The following is a 17,010-nucleotide window of genomic DNA, read 5'->3' on the forward strand; positions in this document are numbered from 1 at the left end:
GTGGCCCTTCGAAATCCGCTCGCGACGCGGGACCGGGAGCCCCTACCGTTCCGCCATGCAGATCGTCGTGACACTGGACTGCGTCGACACCGAGGCCCAGGCGGGGTTCTGGCTCGCGGCGCTCGCCCCGCTCGACTATCGGCGCGGGTTCGACGGGCCGCCGTATCTGAGCCTGGTCGGCCCGGCCCCCGCGCCCACTCTTCTCCTGCAGCAGGTTCCGGAGCCGAAGCAGGGCAAGAACCGGATGCATCTCGACCTCGACCTCGGCGCCGAGGACCTGGCGGGCGAGGCCGCACGTCTCGAACGGATCGGAGCCCGCACGCTCTCCTGCGAGCAGCACGAACGCGGCTTCCGCTGGATCGTCCTGGCCGACCCCGAGGGCAATGAGTTCTGCGTGTTCGCGACCCCGCCCGGTGGCGTTCCCATGAAGTAACGGCCGTCTGCAACCATCGGCATCGTGGACTTCAAGGAAGAAGCGGAGTGGAAGCAGTTCCGAGGGCGGCTCGCCTCGGCCCTGCGGGCCCTGCCGGCGGGCAGCACCTTGGTCGTGACCGAGCCGGATCCTCCGCGCGACCCGGCACCGCCCCGCCGCTGGTGGCAGCCACGGCAGCCGAAGGGCCGGCAACAGACGGGCCGTTACGTGCAGTTCATCCGGTGGGACGGCGCGGACGCGCCCGGCGCCCGAGCCGAGGACGTCTTCAGCGCCGAGTGCGTCTCCGGCGCCTACCGGGGCATCAGCGAGGAGCAGCACCGGCGCATCGTCGCGCTGGGCTGGTCCGACCCCGAGGCACCGGCGGGCAGGAGGAACGCGGGCAACGCGGCCGGGAACTTCTCGTACGAGGCACCGCTGAGCCACGTCGACGAGCTGGCCGGCCTGTGCGCCGCCGCCCTTGCGGTCCTCGGCGACCGGGCCCCGGACAGCACCTGGCGCTGGGAGACCTTTGCGTCATAGTTCTGGAGCGCGAGATGCGGGCCGTGCCGCCCGCTGTGGTCCGGTTACCCCAGGGCCGGAATCTCAATAGCCGGGCACCGGTTCATCACCATCTCCAGGCCCGCCTCCGTCGTCCGGTCATACGCCGCCTCGTCGACGACGCCGAGCTGGAACCAGACCGCCTTGGCGCCCTTGGCGACCGCCTCGTCGGCGACCGCGCCCGCCAGCTCGCTGTTCACGAAGACGTCCACGACGTCCACGTCGAAGGGGATGGCCTCGAGAGAGGGGTAGCCCTGCTCTCCGTGGACCGTCTCGGCCTTCGGGTGTACGGGTACGACGCGCTTGCCGTACCGCTGAAGGACCTGGGCGACTCCGTAGGCGGCGCGGTCCTGGTTGTTCGACAGGCCCACGACGGCCCAGGTGTCGCCGAGCTCGGTGAGGATCTGGCGGACGGTGTCCTTCTCGTTTCCCACGCTGTGCCTCCTGGGCGCATTCGCTGCGAACCGGCCCTTCGTACGCCGGTGCACCAGTGCAACACGTCAGGGGTTCGCGATCATTCCTGACGGCGTACGAGAGGTGGTCGAGCGCGCGCAGGCCCAGAGCTCCCCCTGACACCGGCACGAGCTCGCGCGGAGGACACGCAGATGGCCTCGCCGTCGCGGACGAGCGGGGCAGCTCGCTCCGAGTGATCCTGTCTACCGAGTGGACAACCGGCAGTGCACAAATACCTGTGCGCTGCGCATGCCTCGGCTGCGTAGCGTCGGCGCGTCACATGAGTGAGGGAAGGGGCTGTTGTATGTCGCAAGGGATTCCGAGGCCGAGCGAGCTGTTGGAGAAGGACGAGGTCGATCTGCTGCGTCGTGCGCTCATGGAATGGAGCGGCCGGCGCGCTGCAGTGACCAACTCGCCGTGGGGATGGGCTTCACCGATGCGCAGGACCTGGTCCGGGGGACCCTCAAGCTGAGGGATGCACTCGGTGAGGACGCCCCGCTCACGCCGGCGGACTGGGCGCGGACGCTCCTGGCCACCGAGATCGTGTTCGTGAGTGACCTCGCCGGTTCGGGTGTCGAGTGGCCGACAACCACCGGGATCGGTGACGAGGAGACGATCGTCATGCTGAGACTGATCCAAAGGAAGTTGGCCGGCACCGTCAGGCCCTACTACGGCAAGCGGCCAGGCCAGTAGGGCTCCCTTCACCTCGGAGGTCGAACTGGACCCCGCCAATGCGTATGGCGCCTTCCTCCTGGGCACGCCCTTGGTTCACTGGCGAGCCAGGCCGTCGTCCCTTGTACGCAGAGGACGATTGCTGACGAGCCGCCTCGGCAGCATGGCCACAGTTGCATCTCCGGGAACTGCCGCAGCCCATGCGGCAGTTCCCGGCACCGCGGCGCTTCAGTTGCCGGGCTCGTCCCTTTCGTAACCCGGCTTGAGCGGCATGTTCTGGTCGGGGACGAACGCCGCGTTGATGGTGAGGGTCAGGCCTACCCAGCCGGGCTGGATCTTGGTGCCCAGGGTGTCGTTGAGTTCCTTCACGTACTCCGGCGTGAGGGGGTACTTCCAGGCCTGAGGGCCGAACGAGATCTTCCCCTCGTTGAGACGGGGGTTGAGGATGTCCAGGACTTCCCTGGCCGCGTCGCCCTCGTAGCGGGAGAGCACCAGCTCGTGCGGGACGCGCTTGTCGTCGATGTAGGCGTTGCCGCTGGCCTTCGTGAGGACCGGGAAGTCGCCGAGCCAGAAGCCGTCGATGCGGTGGGAGCGGCCGGTCTTGGTGTTGGTGAACTTCCAGCCGCCGGGGTACCAGACCCGCCCGTTGACGAGGTTGATGTTGTCGTAGCCCTGGGAGCCGACCGGGGTCCAGTAGCCCTGACCGTCCTTGAGGAGACCGACCGGGCAGATGGCCTCGGCCTTGATGCCGACCCGCTTGAACTCGGCCGCGAGTTCGGGGCCCAGGGGCAGGGTGCCGCTGCCGGACTGGGCGAAGAACCAGAACGCCGTCTTCTTGTCCGGCGCGTCGTCGTAGTAGTGCCCGGCGGGCTTGTCCTTCTGCCCGGTGGGCGGGTTGTAGAAGGACGGCAGACAGTTGGTTGCCGGCGGGTTGGCCTTGGGGTACTGCGGGTCGTCGTCCGCCAGCGCGGACGGCGCGGTGACGGACAGCAGGGCCGCGGCGGTCAGGGCCACGGAGGTCTTGGCGAAGCGCACGAACACTCCCGGGGAGTCGACCCCCCTCGGATCGTCACGTTCAGTGAAACGTACGGGCCGGACCGCGTCCTTCCGGTGCATCTGTTCGAGCGACCTGCGCCGCTTGCGGACGAGCCGTGAGGGAGTTCAGGTCCGACGTCGCTCACCGCGAACACGCAGCGTGTTCGCGGTGAGCGACGTCGGACCGCGGAGCAGCGCCCGTCGGCGGTTCCAGGGCGTGGACCGGGGAACCGCCGTTCTCAGGTCGGCTCCAGCTCACGCCGGCGTCTGCAGCGCCGCCGTGATCGTGTCGAGGAAGCGGGTGTGTGCCTGGGGGCTCGGGGGCAGTTCCGGGTTCCAGGGGGCCGTGCGCACCGTCGCGGCGAAGTCCGCCGGCAGGGCGGCCGCGTGGGCCCGGACGTCGACGAGGGCCAGATCCGGTGCGAGCGCGGCGGCCTCGGACCACGAGACCGTGGCCCAGTTGGCACCCGGGCTCTCGGGTGGTGCCACCAGCGGGACGCCGAGGGCGGTCAGGGCGCTCAGGTCGGGCCAGGCGTGCGGGCGGGCCAGGTGGACGGAGTCCGCGTCGGCGGGGGAGAGGGCGAGCACTCGCGGTCGCGGATCGGCGGCCGCGCACAGCCTCAACCGCTGCTCGGCCGCGGTCAGTTCGGCCTCGGCGGCGCCGTCGGGTGCCGCGCCGAGCGCGTGGGCCAGCCGGGCGAAACTCTCGCGGACCTGGCCGAGCGTGCGGCCCTGGCTCACGTCGACGGCCACCACCGGGATGTGCTCTTCGAGGTGCTTGGCCGCCTCGGGCGTGACGCCGTACGTCTGCCCGCCGCCGTACGTCACCGCAATGAGCAGGTCGGGCTCGGCCGCGAACAGCGCGTCCAGATCGAGGGCCGCGCCTGCCCCGTAGTAGGCCAGCCCCGCCAGCGGCAGCTCGCCCGCCTTCGCCGGGTCCGCGGCGGCCGGGTCGTCATGGCTCGAGCCGAAGATGCCGGCCGGGCGCAGCCCGTGGTCCCACAGTGCCGCGCCGGCCTGTATGTAGGCGGCTAATCGCGTCGGCCTGCGGGGCGCGACCACCAAGTGGCCGCGGTCGTCCGTGAATTCCCAGGCGGTCGCTGCCGACTCGGGTGCGGATTCAGCTTCCATGGATCCTCCATCCAGTCCGCGGGTACCTGCCCCTGTTCACCCGCCCACAAGCCCCCGGGGAGAACTTCACGCAGCGTCGCCGGTACGCGGGTCCCGAGCGGGCCGGGGTGCGCGGTGCCCGGCACCTCTCGCGGGCGCATACGCTGGGCGGATGCAGGACGAGTACCGCACCGTGGCCCATGAGGGCGTGCACGAGACCGAGGTCAACCGCTCCCGTTTTCTGTGCGCGCTCGCCCCGGCGGCCACCGAGCAGGAGGCGCAGGCCTTCGTCGCCCGGATCCGCAAGGAGCATCCGACGGCGACGCACAACTGCTGGGCGTATGTGATCGGTGCGGACGGCGGTGTGCAGAAGGCCAGCGACGACGGGGAACCGGGCGGCACGGCCGGGGTGCCGATGCTGCAGATGCTCACCCGCCGCGAGATGCGCTACGTCGTGGCCGTCGTCACCCGCTACTACGGTGGCGTGAAACTCGGCGCAGGCGGCCTGATCCGCGCGTACGGGGGAGCGGTCGGCGAAGCCCTCGACGCGCTCGGCACGATCACCAAGCGCCGATTCCGGCTGGTCACGGTGACGGTCGACCATCAGCGCGCAGGCAAGCTGCAGAACGATCTCCGCACGGCCGGACGCGAGGTGCGCGACATGCGGTACGGGGAAGCGGTGACGCTGGAGATCGGGCTGCCGGACGCCGATGTCGAGACGTTCCGCGGCTGGCTTGCGGACGCGACGGCGGGCACGGCGACGCTGGAGATCGGCGCGGAGGCGTATGGGGACGCGTGATGTCTCCCCTCAGTCGCCTTGCAGGTGGAGCTCCAGGTGCGCGGAGCCCGCGCACCGCTCGGCCAGCTCTCGGATCTTCGCCAGGATCTCCCGCTCCCGCTGTTCGGTCGCCAGAGCGCAGGTGGCGTCGACTTCGGAGAGGAACTGCGGCATGTCCGCCGACGTGAGGATCAGGGTGCGGTAAGGGTCCACGCGGCTCAGCACCGGCAGTCTGCTGATCGCGCACAGACTGGAGAACAGCTCCGCCCCATCCTGTACCGATTCCACCGCGGTCGGCCGGCGCTTCTTGGGGCTCGTACCCCGTTGCGTCATCTGCATCAGCACGACATCAACACCCATACCTCATGTCCTTCCCCGGATCCGGGCCACTCACCAAGACCTCACGACGGGGCACCAGGCCTCCGTCCACGACAAGGACGGTGCCCGCCCTGTCGCACCAGGATCGTCTCACTCGTGGCCGCGCGAAGATCAGCCGGTGCTGATTGCTCAGTCCGCCCCCGGCTCCGCCGCCGTGAAGCGTTCGAAGCCGGAGTGGAAGGCCGTGCCCTCGGGGTCGGTCTCGTTGTAGTGGAAGGCCGAGACACCGCAGCCGCGGGCGGTGAACGCGGGGCCGGTGTAGGCGGCGACGCGCTTGCCGTCGAGGGCGAGTTCCACCCGGATCCGTCCCTGACCGGTGGGCGTGCAGGTCAGCGCCATGTCGATCTGCTGCTGACTCTTCACCTCCATGCCGGCATCCGCGAGGTTCACCTCGACCACCCGGTCGTGCTGGAACTCTCCCTTGTGCCGGAACTCCCGCACGATCAGGGCCTCTTGGCCCGTGGTCACATAGCCCGACCAGCGGGAGCCCTTCCCGTAGTCGCCGGAGCCGTTGCACCACAGGCCGATGCCGCCGTCGCCTCCGTACCAGGCGGCCTGAGCGGTGAGCCGTACTGCGGGCGTGGACGGCTGGAAGGGCGCCTGCGGCCACACCTCCAGGTTGATCCTGGGACTCACCAGCATGGTCCCGCCCTTGTGCGTGACCTTTCCCAGGTCCGGGTCCTTGTGCGTCCAGTCGCCCGAGTCGGTCAGATCGTCGGCGTACGACTGCGGCGACGAGCCGTTCGGCGAACCCGTCGAGCCTCCGGTGCCACCCGGTTCCCTCGCGGTCGTGCTGAGCACGACGGCGAGGATCACGGCCGCCGCCGCGCTGCCTGCCGCGAAGGCCAACAAGCGCAGCTGCCTGCCCCTGCCACCCTCGCTCCCGTCCGACCCGGTCCCGCGGCCGCCGCCGTTCCCTGCGAGAGGTGCGGGGCGAGGCGTGAGCGACACCGTCGGTGTGCCGTCCGCCGCTTCCGCCGCCCCCGCAAGCCGCGTGACCAGCTGGGATGCCGTGGGACGCAGCGCCGGATCCTTGCGCAGACAGTCGGCCACCACCGAACGGACCGGCTCCGGCACCGCCGCAAGATCCGGCTCGTCCTCGCACACGGCGACCAGGACCTCGTACGAACCGGCACCGTCGAAGGGATGCCGCCCGGTGGCGGCGAAATACAGCGTGCTGCCGAGCGAGAAGACATCCGAAGCCGTCGTGACGCGCTGCGCCCTGACCTGCTCGGGCGACATGTACGAGGGGGAGCCGACCAGACTGCCCGGCGTGGTCAGCGCGGACTCGAGCAGCCGGTCGTCGCGGGCGATGCCGAAGTCGATGATGCGCGGACCGTCCGGGGAGAGCAGCACGTTGGACGGCTTGATGTCCCGGTGCACGATGCCCACGCGGTGCACCTGCGCCAGCGCGTGCGCGACCGCAAGGGCCAGCGACTGGAGGCGCCCGGAGGCCAGCGGGCCGCTGGTGCCCACGTACTCGGCGATCGTCGGTCCGGGCACGAACTCGCTGACGATGTACGGGGTGCGCCCGTTGAGATCCGCGTCGAGGACCCGTGCCGTGGCCAGCTCGCCCACCCGGCTTGCCGCGCCGAACTCCCGCCGTACCCGGGCGAGCGCGATCTCGTCGTACTCCTTGCCCGGCAGCAGGAACTTCACCACCACCTGGCGCCCCGCCTGATCGCGCGCGAGCCAGACCACGCCCTGCCCGCCACGGCCGAGCTCGCGCTCGCAGACGTATCCGGCCACCGATCCCTGCGTATGTGGATCCATGCGCCGCCCCCTCGCCGGTGCGCAGTCCGCCGCCGGACCGGCACGGTTCCCGACTCCGCCCGGTTCACGGCTGTTTTGCAGCGTATCGGCTCGGTTGGCCGCGAAGGGCCGGTTGCCCGGCTCTGCTGCAGATCTGACGCATGGCTGCCGCAGACCCGGTGCATCGGCGCTGTGCGTCTGCCGCGATCACGTGGCGGAGCGGCCGCCGGACCAGGGCGTATTGTGCAAGGCCGACGCAATACGCAGGGAGGACGCACGGGCAGTGGGGGTTGAGCAGCCGCGGGGGCGGTACGAAGAGGCGCGGCGGATCGACGGGCTGCTCGCGGCCGCACGCGAGGGCACGAGCGGCGCGCTGCTCATCCACGGTGAAGCGGGGATCGGCAAGACCACGCTGCTCGACTACGCCACCGCGCGAGCGGACGGGATGCGCGTGCTGCGCATCGAGGGCGTCGAGTCGGAGACCGAACTCGCCTTCGGGGGACTGCACCAGCTGTTCCGGCCCGTGCTCGGTCTCCTCGACCGGCTGCCCGGCGCGCAGGCCACCGCCCTGCGGACCATCTTCGGTCTGGCGGAGGGCGCGGTGCAGGACGGTTTCGTCGTGGGGCTCGCCGCGCTGTCGACGCTCGCGGAAGCGGCCACGGAACAACCGGTCCTGTGCGTGATCGACGACGTGCAGTGGCTCGACCAGCCGTCCGTGGACGTCCTGGCGTTCGTCGCCCGGCGGCTGCTCGCCGAGGGAGTCGTGCTGCTCTTCGGGCTGCGCGACGAAGGACCCGTCGGCGAAGACCGCACGGACGACACCTCCCCTGGCGCGCCCCGCCTCAAGGGCATACCCCGGCTCGCCCTCACCGGCCTCGACCGGCAGGCGGCCGTCGCGCTGCTCACCGGACTGCTGCCGCCCGTCGCCGAGCGGATCGCCGAGCAGGCGCAGGGCAACCCGCTCGCCCTGCGCGTGCTCGCGGACGCGCTCACCCCGGCACAACGGGCCGGGCAGCTGGGCCCGTTGGCGCTGCCGGACGACGCGGCACCGCTGCGGGATCTGCTCGCACGCCAGGTCGGCCGGCTGCCCGCTGCCACCCGTGCCGTGCTCACGGTGGCCGCCGCCGACGACACGGGGGAGCTGGCGGTGGTGGTGGCCGCCGCAGGCCGGATCGGCGGCACGGTGGCCGATCTGGAACCCGCCGAACAGGCCGGTCTCGTACGGCTGTCGGCCGAGTCCGTACGGTTCGGACACCCGCTGATCCGTTACGCCGCCTACCGCTCCGCTCCCTTGGCCCGGCGGATCGCCGCCCACCAGGCACTGGCCGCCGCCCTCGGCGCCGAGCGGCATGCGCACCGGCGCGCCTGGCACCTGGCCGCCGCGGCGACCGGCCCGGACGAGCGGGTCGCGCAGGATCTCGAGCGGGTGGCCGACTGGGCCGGCAGCCGGCAGGGAGCGGCCTCCGCGTCGGCGGCGTACGAGCGGGCCGCACAGCTCACCTCCGATCCGCTGCTGCGTGCGCGGCGTCTGATCGACGCGGCGCGCAAGGCGAGCGAGTCCGGTCAGGACGAGCGCTGCCGCCGGCTCGCCGACCAGGTGCCGCTGCCGCTGCCGGACCCGGCGATGGCGGCGGACCTGGCCCGGGCCCGTGCCGTCGTCGAGCTGGGATACGGCAGCCCGGCCCATGCGGCCCGCACGCTGCTCGCGTGCGCGGACGAGGTGGGGGCCGCGTGCCCCGACAAGCTCGTCCCGCTGCTGACGGAGGCGCTGCACGCGGCGCTCAGCGCGGAGGACACCGCGCTGCTCGCCGAGATCGCCTCGCGCGCGCCGGACGTGCCCGAACTGGCGGTTGCGGCACGGCTGTTCGCGTCGGAGGGGTCCGAGGCGTCCGAGCAGTCCGAGGCGTCGGAGGCGCCCGCAGGGACCGCGGCGACCGCAGTGCGCGAGACGCCGGAAGTACCAGAAGCACCGGGAATACCGGAAGCGCCGGGGATACCGGAAACGCTGGAAGTGCCTGCCGCGCCCTTCGCGTCATCGGATACGGAAACAGCTCAGGCCGATTCCGTACAGGCATCGCAGGCGACGACCACGAACGCGCCCGCACGCCAACTCCCCAGCGGCGAGGACCATATGGCCCTCCTGATGGCCGGCCACTACGCACATCTCCTCGCCGATCACTCCCGCGCGTATGACCACGCGACCGCAGCCGTCGCGCAGTGCCGGGCCGGCGGGCTCGGCGGCTGGCTGCCCACCGCGCTCGACCTGCTGGCGCGGGTCGAGACGGCGCTCGGCCGGACCGCGGACGCCCGGGCCCATGCCGCCGAGGGTCTCGGCCTCGCCGACTCCTACGACCTGGACCACCGCGCCGCGCACCTGCGCGCCCGCCTGGCGCTCCTGTCCGCACTGCAGGGGGACGAGGCGCAGACGCGCGAAATGGCCGAGCAGGCCCTGGCGTATGCGCGCCCGCGTGGCGTCGGACGTGCCGGTACGGACGCCCTGCACGCACTCGGTCTGCTCGAACTCGGCCTGGGCCGCGCCGAGCCGGCGCTCGCCGCGCTGCAGGCGGCGGCCCGCGAACGCACCCATCCCGCCCTCGCCCAGGCGCTGCTGCCCGACCTCGTCGAGGCCGCCGTCCGCGCAGGCCGGCCCGAAGAGGCCCGTGAGCCCGCGGCCCGCCTCGCCGCCTGGGCCGCCACCGCCGGGCCCGGACAGCCCGAGCTCACCGCGCAGGCCCACCGCTGCACGGCACTGACCGGCCCGGACGAGAACGCGGCAGAGCACTACGCGGCAGCCCTTCGCGAGCACGGCAGTGACCTGGAGCGCGCCCGCACCGCGCTCCTCCACGGCGAGTGGCTGCGCCGCCGGCGCCACAACCTCGAAGCGCGCGACCCCCTGCGCACCGCCATGGAACTCTTCGGCCACGCCGGCGCCGCACCGTGGGCGGACCGGGCGCGCGCGGAGCTCGAAGCCGCGGGCGAGTCGCACGATCCGGCCGCGGGCACGGACAGCCGGTTCAACCGGCTCAGCCCTCAGGAGCGTGAGGTCGTCCGCCTCGCCGCCGCGGGTGCGACCAACCGCGAGATCGCCACACAGCTGTTCCTCAGCCCGCGCACCGTCGGCCACCACCTCTACCGCGCGTTCCCCAAGCTCGGCATCAGCTCCCGTACGGAACTGCCCGGCCTGCTGGCGTCGTGATCCTGGCGGCTGCCGGCGTCACGACGCGGCCGGCACCGAATAGACCATCCGTATCTCCGTCACCTTGTAACCGGCCCGCGCGAACGCCGCAGCCATCGGCGCATTCCCCATGTCCGTGGTGGCGGTGATCCGCTCCGCGCCGGCCTCGGCCTGCATACGGGTCATCTCGGCGAGCACCTCGTCCACGTAGCCGCGACCGCGGAACTCGGGAACTACCCCGATATATCCGATATTGCGGGCATACGGCGTCGCCGAGGGAATCGCCAGGCCCACGACCTCGCCCGTGGCGTCGTAGGCCAGGCGCCACCAGTCGCGTTCCCCGAGGCAGTCCAGATAGAAGTCCATGTTGTGGCGGGCCGCGGCCTCGGCCCCCATCTCGGCGATGTCCTTACGGGTGCCGTCGTCCAGAGTGCCCACGGCGATCCGGCGGAACATCTCGAGGAACTCCTCGTCCGAGGCGCGCGCGTACGTCAGCCGGTCCCCGGCGGCCGGCAGACCGGCATCCGCCGTCCACTCCAGCTGCAGCCGCTCCACCACGTGGCTCAGCCCCGCGGCCTGCGCCGCGGCATGGCGCCACTCGTACGCGGCCACGACGGCCGGGTCGTCGCGCCAGCCTCCGGTGAGCCGCAGGGTGAAGATCGGCAGCCGGCTCGCGCCGCGGGCCGCGAAGTCCTCGAGTCCGGCGGACAGCAGCCCCGCCGCGACCTTCGCCCGGTCGGACACCGAGGCGTCCACATACAGGCAGTCCAGGTCCACCGGGTGCTCGGCGGTCGACTGCCCCCACCACAGCGCGCGGCCCATCAGCCGCCCCTCGTCCTCGGCCAGCCAGGTCCACTCGGGCCGGTACATCCGCTGGCCCAGCTCGTCCAGGTACCGCTCGGCGGGAATCCAGCCCACCGGCTCGTCGACTACTACGGCCGCCACGCGGTCGGTGTCACTGACGGTGGCAGATCGAAACAGCACGCATCCTCCAGGGTGTTTTGGCGTGTTGTCCTCAACCTAGGAAGCGGACCCGGCGGGGCGGTATCGGTCACCGTGACTTAATGCGACCCAGGTCGGTGCCGGCGCTGGTCCTTTGCGGTGGAGTTAGGGGCAGCGCCCAGTGGCCTGAGCCGGGCGTGACGGCAGGCGGTGTGAGTCTGGGGCGGGGGATGACCAGACAGCGTGAGGAGCTGAGGTTTCCGGTGTTCCGGTTCTGCTTGTTTCCAACCGTCGCCCGTACGATCCGTCCCCGAACCGTCGGGGCCCTGCTGCTGGCGGCAGCGCTTCCGATGACCGCGCTCCCGGCCTACGCGGTCGGCACCGCGACGGTCCGCACCGCCAAGCCGCTCCCCGGGGGCCTCGGACCGTGTGTGCCGGGCAGCTGTCCTCCCGGCGCGTATCCGCCGATCGGCAATGGCGCGATCACCTACCGGGACGACGCCGTCAATGTGTATGTCGGCGGCGATTTCGCCGTCCGTGAGCGTGCCGCCGAGGCCGAGGGCAGGGTGGTGGTGCTCGGGTCCTTCGACCAGAACAAGGCGGCCGGGGTCAGCAGCATCTACAACGTGGGCGAGGCGGGCGTCGGGTCCCGCGTCACACCCTCGGTGGGCTCGGACTGGCTCACCACAGGGGGTGACATCACCATCGCCTCGGGACAGCGCCTCCTCGCCGAGTAGGGCGTCGTCCGGCACGCGGGCACCGCGAGCGGCACGATTCTCGCCCAGCGGAACGTGCGTGACGCCGGCGCGGTGGATCCGTACGTCCCGCTGCGCGACGAGCTCACGGAGGCCAGCCAGTGCTATGCCCATCCCACGGGCACCGGCAGCACGCGGCCGCCCACGGGCACGGCGGTGCACGCGGGCGGGGAGACGCTGTTCACCGGTGACGGCACGTCCGACCTGCAGGTCTTCAACGTGGACTTCGATCTGCAGGGCCCGGTGTCGGCGTGACACGGCGGCGGGGCGGCCGTCGCGGCGGGCGCGGGGAAGGAGAGCGCCGCGGCGAACACAGCAGCGGAGGCGAAGAGGTACAGGGCGGGGTGTCCGCGCGCATGTGCCATGGCGATCCTGGAGTCGTCGTCGGCCGATGAGCTCTGCCCCGCCAGGCCCTTTGGCGTATTCGAGCACGCCGGCGGCGCGGCCGCGCTCCATCGTCGGCCGAGCGGGCACGCGCCCAGGCCGACGCAGCCCTCTCGGGGACTGTCCCGCCGCCCATGAGCCATGGCCGCCCCTGCTCGCGGCGGCCGCGCGTGCTTCGGCTGTCGGGAAAGGAGGTCAGTGGTGAATCAGGTGCTTCCAGGCGCTAGCGTGGTGAGCGCCGACCCGGGGCCGCCCCGTGGGCTCGTGTCGGCTGCCGAGCCAACACCGACAGAAACGTGCAGGTCAGAGTCGCTATATGAGAGTGCTGCACACATCGGACTGGCACCTGGGGCGGGCGTTCCATCGGGTGAGCCTGCTCGACGCCCAGGCCGCGTTCATCGACCATCTCGTCTCGGTCGTACGCGAGGAGCAGGTCGACGCGGTCGTCGTGGCCGGGGATGTGTACGACAGGGCCGTGCCGCCGCTGTCCGCGGTGGAGCTCTTCGACGACGCACTGCACCGCCTCGCCGACCTCGGCGTACCGGTCGTGATGATCTCCGGCAACCATGACTCGGCCCGCCGTCTCGGTGTGGGCGCCGGCCTCATCGGCAAGGCGGGCATCCATCTGCGCACCGCTCCCGCCGACTGCGGCACCCCCGTCGTGCTGCGCGACACGCATGGCGACGTGGCCTTCTACGGGCTGCCGTATCTCGAACCCGCCCTGGTCAAGGACGAGTTCAAGGTCGACAAGCCCGCCCATGAGCCGGTGCTCGCGGCGGCCATGGACCGGGTGCGTGCCGATCTCTCCGTACGGGAAGCAGGCACGCGGTCCGTGGTGCTCGCGCACGCCTTCGTGACCGGCGGCGAACCGAGCGACAGTGAGCGGGACATCACCGTCGGTGGCGTCCAGTCCGTGCCGGCCGGAGTGTTCGACGGCGTCGACTATGTGGCGCTCGGTCACCTGCACGGCTGCCAGACCCTCACCGAGCGGGTCCGCTACTCCGGCTCCCCGCTCGCGTACTCCTTCTCGGAGCAGCACCACCGCAAGACGATGTGGCTGGTCGACCTCGGGCCCGGCGGCGAGGTGAGCGCCGAACGGATCGACTGCCCGGTGCCGCGTCCGCTGGCCAGGATCGAGGGCCGGCTCGACGACCTGCTCGCCGACCCGGACCTCGCCGCCCTCACCGAGCACTGGGTGGAGGCCATGCTCACCGACCCCGTACGGCCGGACGAGCCGATGGCGCAGCTCGCCGAGCGCTTCCCGCACGTCCTCAGCCTGGTCTTCGCTCCCGAGCGCAGGCCGGGTGAGGCGCAGGCGTCGTACGCCCAGCGGCTCAAGGACCGCAGCGACGAGCAGATCGCCGTGGACTTCGTGGCGCATGTGCGCGGCGCGGGCCCCGACGAGGCCGAACAGGCCCTGCTGCGGGGCGCGTTCGACGCCGTGCGCGTGGACGAGACCGTACGCGAGGTGGCCCGGTGAGGACCCGCGGCGAGACCCTGTGCGAGGTGGCCCGATGAGGCTGCACCGGATGACGCTCACGGCTTTCGGGCCGTTCGGCGGTGTTCAGGAGGTCGACTTCGGGGCGCTGTCCGAGGCCGGTCTGTTCCTGCTGCACGGGCCGACCGGCGCGGGCAAGACCTCGGTACTCGACGCCGTCTGCTACGCCCTGTACGGCTCCGTGCCCGGCGCACGGCAGAGCGCGGGCACCACGCTGCGCAGCGATCACGCCGCGCCCGGCGCCCGTACCGAGGTCGTCCTCGAACTGACCGTGGCCGGGCGCCACTTGGAGATCGGGCGGCAGCCGCAGTGGATGCGGCCCAAGAAGCGCGGCACCGGCACCACCATGGAGAAGGCGCAGTCCTGGCTGCGCGAGTACGACTCCGTCGCCGGTGCATGGAAGGACCTCAGCCGGTCCCACCAGGAGATCGGCGAGGAGATCGGGCAGCTGCTCGGCATGAGCAAGGAGCAGTTCTGTCAGGTGGTCCTGCTGCCGCAGGGCGACTTCGCGCGCTTCCTGCGGGCCGACGCCGAGGCGCGCGGCAAGCTCCTCGGGCGGCTCTTCGACACCCGCCGCTTCGCCGCCGTCGAACAGCATCTGGCCGAGCTGCGGCGCGGCACCGAGGCCCAGGTCCGCGCCGCCGACGAGCGGCTGCTCGCGGTGGCTCAGCGGATGGGGCAGGCCGCCGGACGCACGGCCGAGCTGCCGCTGCCGGAGCTCGCCGCCGGTGAACCGGGCGTCGCCGAGGCCGTGTTGACCTGGGCGGCCTGTGCGCGTTCGGCCGCCCGCGAGGCCCTTGCCGTGGCGCGGGTGTCCCAGGACGCCGCCCAGCGGGAGCGGGCCGCGGCGCAGGCGGACCTCGATGCCGTACGCGAGACGTACCGGCTGCAGCGCCGTCACGCCGAGGCGCAGGAGCGGGCCGCGCGGCTCGCCGAGCACGCCGACGCACACCGCGCCGACCGGGAACGCATGGAGCGGGCCCGTAAGGCGGAGGCCGTGGCGCCCGCGCTGTCGCTGCGCTCGACGGCCGACGCCGCGCTGCAGCGGGCCGCGGGGGAGGAGCAGCGGGCACGCCGGATGCTGCCCGAGTCCTTCGCCGGAGCCGAGGCCGCCGCTCTTGCCGCTGCCGCCCGCAAGGCCCACGAAGAGCTCGGTTCGCTCGCCTCGGCCCGCCGCGGCGAGCAGCGCCTGCGTGAACTGGGCGGCGAGCTGGTTCAGTTGGAGCAGGAGGAGCGCTCCGACGCAGCCGCCCTGGAAGAGGCCTCGGAGTGGCTGGCGGACTGGGATGCCGTCCGCCACGCCCACCAGACCCGCATCGACGAGGCTCAGGAGGCCGCCACCCGCGCGGGGCAGCTCGAAGGCCGTATCGATCCGGCGCGCGAGCAGCTGGACGCGGCCCGGCGCCGCGACGCGCTCACGGCGTCGGTGGCCGAAGCGCAGGAGGAGGCCCTCGCGGCCGGCCGGCGCGCGGGCGACGCACGCGAGCACTGGCTCACCCTCAAGGAACAGCGCCTGCGCGGAATCGCCGCCGAACTCGCCGCCCAGCTGACCGACGGCGACCCCTGCGCGGTCTGCGGCTCCGTCGAGCACCCCGCCCCTGCGCGCCGCACCGACGGGCACGTCGACCGCCAGAGCGAGGAAGCGGCCCTCGCCGCCTACCAGCGAGCCGACCAGGAACGCACCGAGGTCGAGAACACCCTCTCCTCCGTACGCGAAGCCCTAGCCGCCGCCACCGCTTCGGCGGGCGGGTCGCCCACCGAGGAACTCGCCGGCGCACTGGGCGAGTTGGAGCAGGAGTACACACAGGTCCGCGGACTCGCCTCCACCCTGCACGCCGTACGCGAGGCCTTCGCGCGCGACGAACACGAACACGACCGCCGTATCGCCGCCCGCCAGGACGCCGAGCGGCGCGCCGCGTCCCGCACCTCGCGCCGCGAGCACCTCGCCCGCGAACAGGCCGTACTTCAGGGGGAGTTGGCGCAGGCGCGCGGCGGCGCGGCCAGCGTGGCCGACCGGGCCCGGCAGCTGGAGCGGCAGGCCGAACTGCTCACCGAGGCGGCCGAGGCGGCACGCGCCGCGCAGGAGGCGGCCGAGCGCCTCAAGGAGGCCGATGGGCGGCTGGCCGAAGCCGCCTACAAGGCCGGCTTCGACACCCCGCAGTCCGCGGCCGCCGCCGCCCTCGACGACGCCTCCCACCGCGCACTCCAGCACCGCCTCGACGCCTGGCAGCAGGAGGACCTGGCCGTACGCGCGGTCCTCGCCGAACCCGACACGCAAGCCGCCGCACAGCGCCCGGCCGCCGACCCGGCCGAGTCCGAGCAGGCCGCAGAGCGTGCCGAGCAGACGCTGCGGCGCGCGGTCAGCGCCCAGGCGGCCGCCGAGGAGCGCTGCCGCGAACTCGACCGGCTCTCGCGCTCGGCCGCCGGCGAAGCGCGCCAACTGGCGCCGCTGCGCGCCGAGTACGACCGGGTCGCCCGCATGGCGACGCTCGCCGCCGGCACCTCGGCGGACAACGAACGCAGGATGCGCCTCGAGTCCTATGTCCTCGCGGCCCGCCTCGAACAGGTCGCGGCCGCCGCCACGATGCGCCTGCAGCGGATGTCCGCGGGCCGCTACACCCTCGTCCACTCCGACGACCGCGCAGGGCGCGGCGCCCGCAGCGGTCTCGGCCTGCACGTCATCGACGCCTGGACCGGCCGCGAACGCGACACCGCGACCCTGTCCGGCGGCGAGACCTTCTTCGCCTCGCTCGCCCTGGCCCTCGGCCTGGCCGACGTGGTCACCGACGAGGCGGGCGGCGTCCGCCTCGACACCCTCTTCATCGACGAGGGCTTCGGCAGCCTCGACGACCAGACCCTCGACGAGGTGCTCGACGTCCTCGACTCGCTGCGCGAACGCGACCGCAGCGTCGGCATCGTCAGCCACGTGGCGGACCTGCGCCGCCGCGTCCACGCCCAGCTGGAAGTGGTCAAGGGGCGGGCGGGATCGGTGGTGCGGCAGCGGGGCATTTCGGGCTGACGCGCGGCGCCGTGGCTGCTGCTGGCTCGTCCTGGCCGGTCGACGCATCGCGCACCCGTTTTCCGTGCGTCGGCGCGTACCGTCGTCGC

At 72.4% G+C, this 17,010-nt stretch carries 13 protein-coding genes and 1 pseudogene; 8 read left to right on the forward strand and 6 right to left on the reverse strand.

Features of this window, described 5'->3' with window-relative positions; genetic code table 11:
• Positions 1 to 55: 55 nt before the first annotated feature.
• Entirely contained in the window at positions 56 to 433 is a 378-nt protein-coding gene (locus H9Y04_RS20055) for a VOC family protein (protein WP_187815309.1), read from the forward strand.
• Positions 434 to 457: 24 nt separating this feature from the next.
• Positions 458 to 952, forward strand: a complete 495-nt coding sequence (locus tag H9Y04_RS20060) for a TY-Chap domain-containing protein (RefSeq protein WP_187815310.1) — start codon at positions 458 to 460, stop codon at positions 950 to 952.
• A gap of 44 nt (positions 953 to 996) precedes the next feature.
• Here the strand turns inward: H9Y04_RS20060 and H9Y04_RS20065 are convergent, their stop codons facing one another.
• Positions 997 to 1,404 (reverse strand): CoA-binding protein, encoded by a 408-nt coding sequence (locus tag H9Y04_RS20065; RefSeq protein WP_187815311.1) that lies wholly within the window; start codon positions 1,402 to 1,404, stop codon positions 997 to 999.
• 400 nt (positions 1,405 to 1,804) lie between these two features.
• On the opposite strand from H9Y04_RS20065, the gene H9Y04_RS20070 reads away from it, so the two are divergent.
• The gene (locus H9Y04_RS20070) at positions 1,805 to 2,116 is read left to right on the forward strand and encodes a hypothetical protein (protein WP_187815312.1); all 312 of its coding nucleotides are present in this window, start codon (positions 1,805 to 1,807) and stop codon (positions 2,114 to 2,116) included.
• A gap of 207 nt (positions 2,117 to 2,323) precedes the next feature.
• On the opposite strand, the gene H9Y04_RS20075 is transcribed toward H9Y04_RS20070, so the two are convergent.
• The gene (locus H9Y04_RS20075; protein ID WP_187815313.1) at positions 2,324 to 3,130 is read right to left on the reverse strand and encodes a hypothetical protein; all 807 of its coding nucleotides are present in this window, start codon (positions 3,128 to 3,130) and stop codon (positions 2,324 to 2,326) included.
• Positions 3,131 to 3,385: 255 nt separating this feature from the next.
• Entirely contained in the window at positions 3,386 to 4,261 is an 876-nt protein-coding gene (locus H9Y04_RS20080; RefSeq protein WP_187815314.1) for an ABC transporter substrate-binding protein, read from the reverse strand.
• A 151-nt stretch (positions 4,262 to 4,412) separates the two neighbouring features.
• Between H9Y04_RS20080 and H9Y04_RS20085 the strand changes: the two genes are divergently transcribed.
• A complete protein-coding gene (locus H9Y04_RS20085; protein WP_187815315.1) occupies positions 4,413 to 5,039 on the forward strand; it encodes a YigZ family protein in 627 nt (208 codons plus the stop codon).
• Between the two features lie 9 nt (positions 5,040 to 5,048).
• Here H9Y04_RS20085 and H9Y04_RS20090 read toward each other — a convergent pair whose 3' ends face one another.
• On the reverse strand, positions 5,049 to 5,378 hold the full coding sequence (locus H9Y04_RS20090) for a hypothetical protein (RefSeq protein ID WP_187815316.1): 330 nt from the start codon (positions 5,376 to 5,378) through the stop codon (positions 5,049 to 5,051).
• A gap of 147 nt (positions 5,379 to 5,525) precedes the next feature.
• Positions 5,526 to 7,169, reverse strand: a complete 1,644-nt coding sequence (locus H9Y04_RS20095) for a serine/threonine-protein kinase (protein ID WP_187815317.1) — start codon at positions 7,167 to 7,169, stop codon at positions 5,526 to 5,528.
• 262 nt (positions 7,170 to 7,431) lie between these two features.
• Between H9Y04_RS20095 and H9Y04_RS20100 the strand changes: the two genes are divergently transcribed.
• Positions 7,432 to 10,344, forward strand: coding sequence for an AAA family ATPase (locus tag H9Y04_RS20100; protein WP_187815318.1), 2,913 nt, complete (start codon positions 7,432 to 7,434; stop codon positions 10,342 to 10,344).
• An 18-nt stretch (positions 10,345 to 10,362) separates the two neighbouring features.
• On the opposite strand, the gene H9Y04_RS20105 is transcribed toward H9Y04_RS20100, so the two are convergent.
• Complete coding sequence (locus H9Y04_RS20105) at positions 10,363 to 11,307, reverse strand: GNAT family N-acetyltransferase (RefSeq protein WP_187815319.1); 945 nt, start codon at positions 11,305 to 11,307, stop codon at positions 10,363 to 10,365.
• A gap of 308 nt (positions 11,308 to 11,615) precedes the next feature.
• Here H9Y04_RS20105 and H9Y04_RS20110 point away from each other — a divergent pair.
• The 3 genes and pseudogenes from H9Y04_RS20110 to H9Y04_RS20120 all read left to right on the forward strand — a co-directional run bounded on the left by H9Y04_RS20110 (position 11,616) and on the right by H9Y04_RS20120 (position 16,921).
• Positions 11,616 to 12,275: pseudogene (locus H9Y04_RS20110) on the forward strand (choice-of-anchor A family protein).
• A gap of 445 nt (positions 12,276 to 12,720) precedes the next feature.
• Positions 12,721 to 13,884, forward strand: a complete 1,164-nt coding sequence (locus H9Y04_RS20115; RefSeq protein WP_187815320.1) for an exonuclease SbcCD subunit D — start codon at positions 12,721 to 12,723, stop codon at positions 13,882 to 13,884.
• Between the two features lie 34 nt (positions 13,885 to 13,918).
• Complete coding sequence (locus H9Y04_RS20120) at positions 13,919 to 16,921, forward strand: AAA family ATPase (protein ID WP_187815321.1); 3,003 nt, start codon at positions 13,919 to 13,921, stop codon at positions 16,919 to 16,921.
• Positions 16,922 to 17,010 lie beyond the last annotated feature (89 nt).

Source organism: Streptomyces polyasparticus, assembly GCF_014493765.1.
Classification (GTDB): domain Bacteria; phylum Actinomycetota; class Actinomycetes; order Streptomycetales; family Streptomycetaceae; genus Streptomyces; species Streptomyces polyasparticus.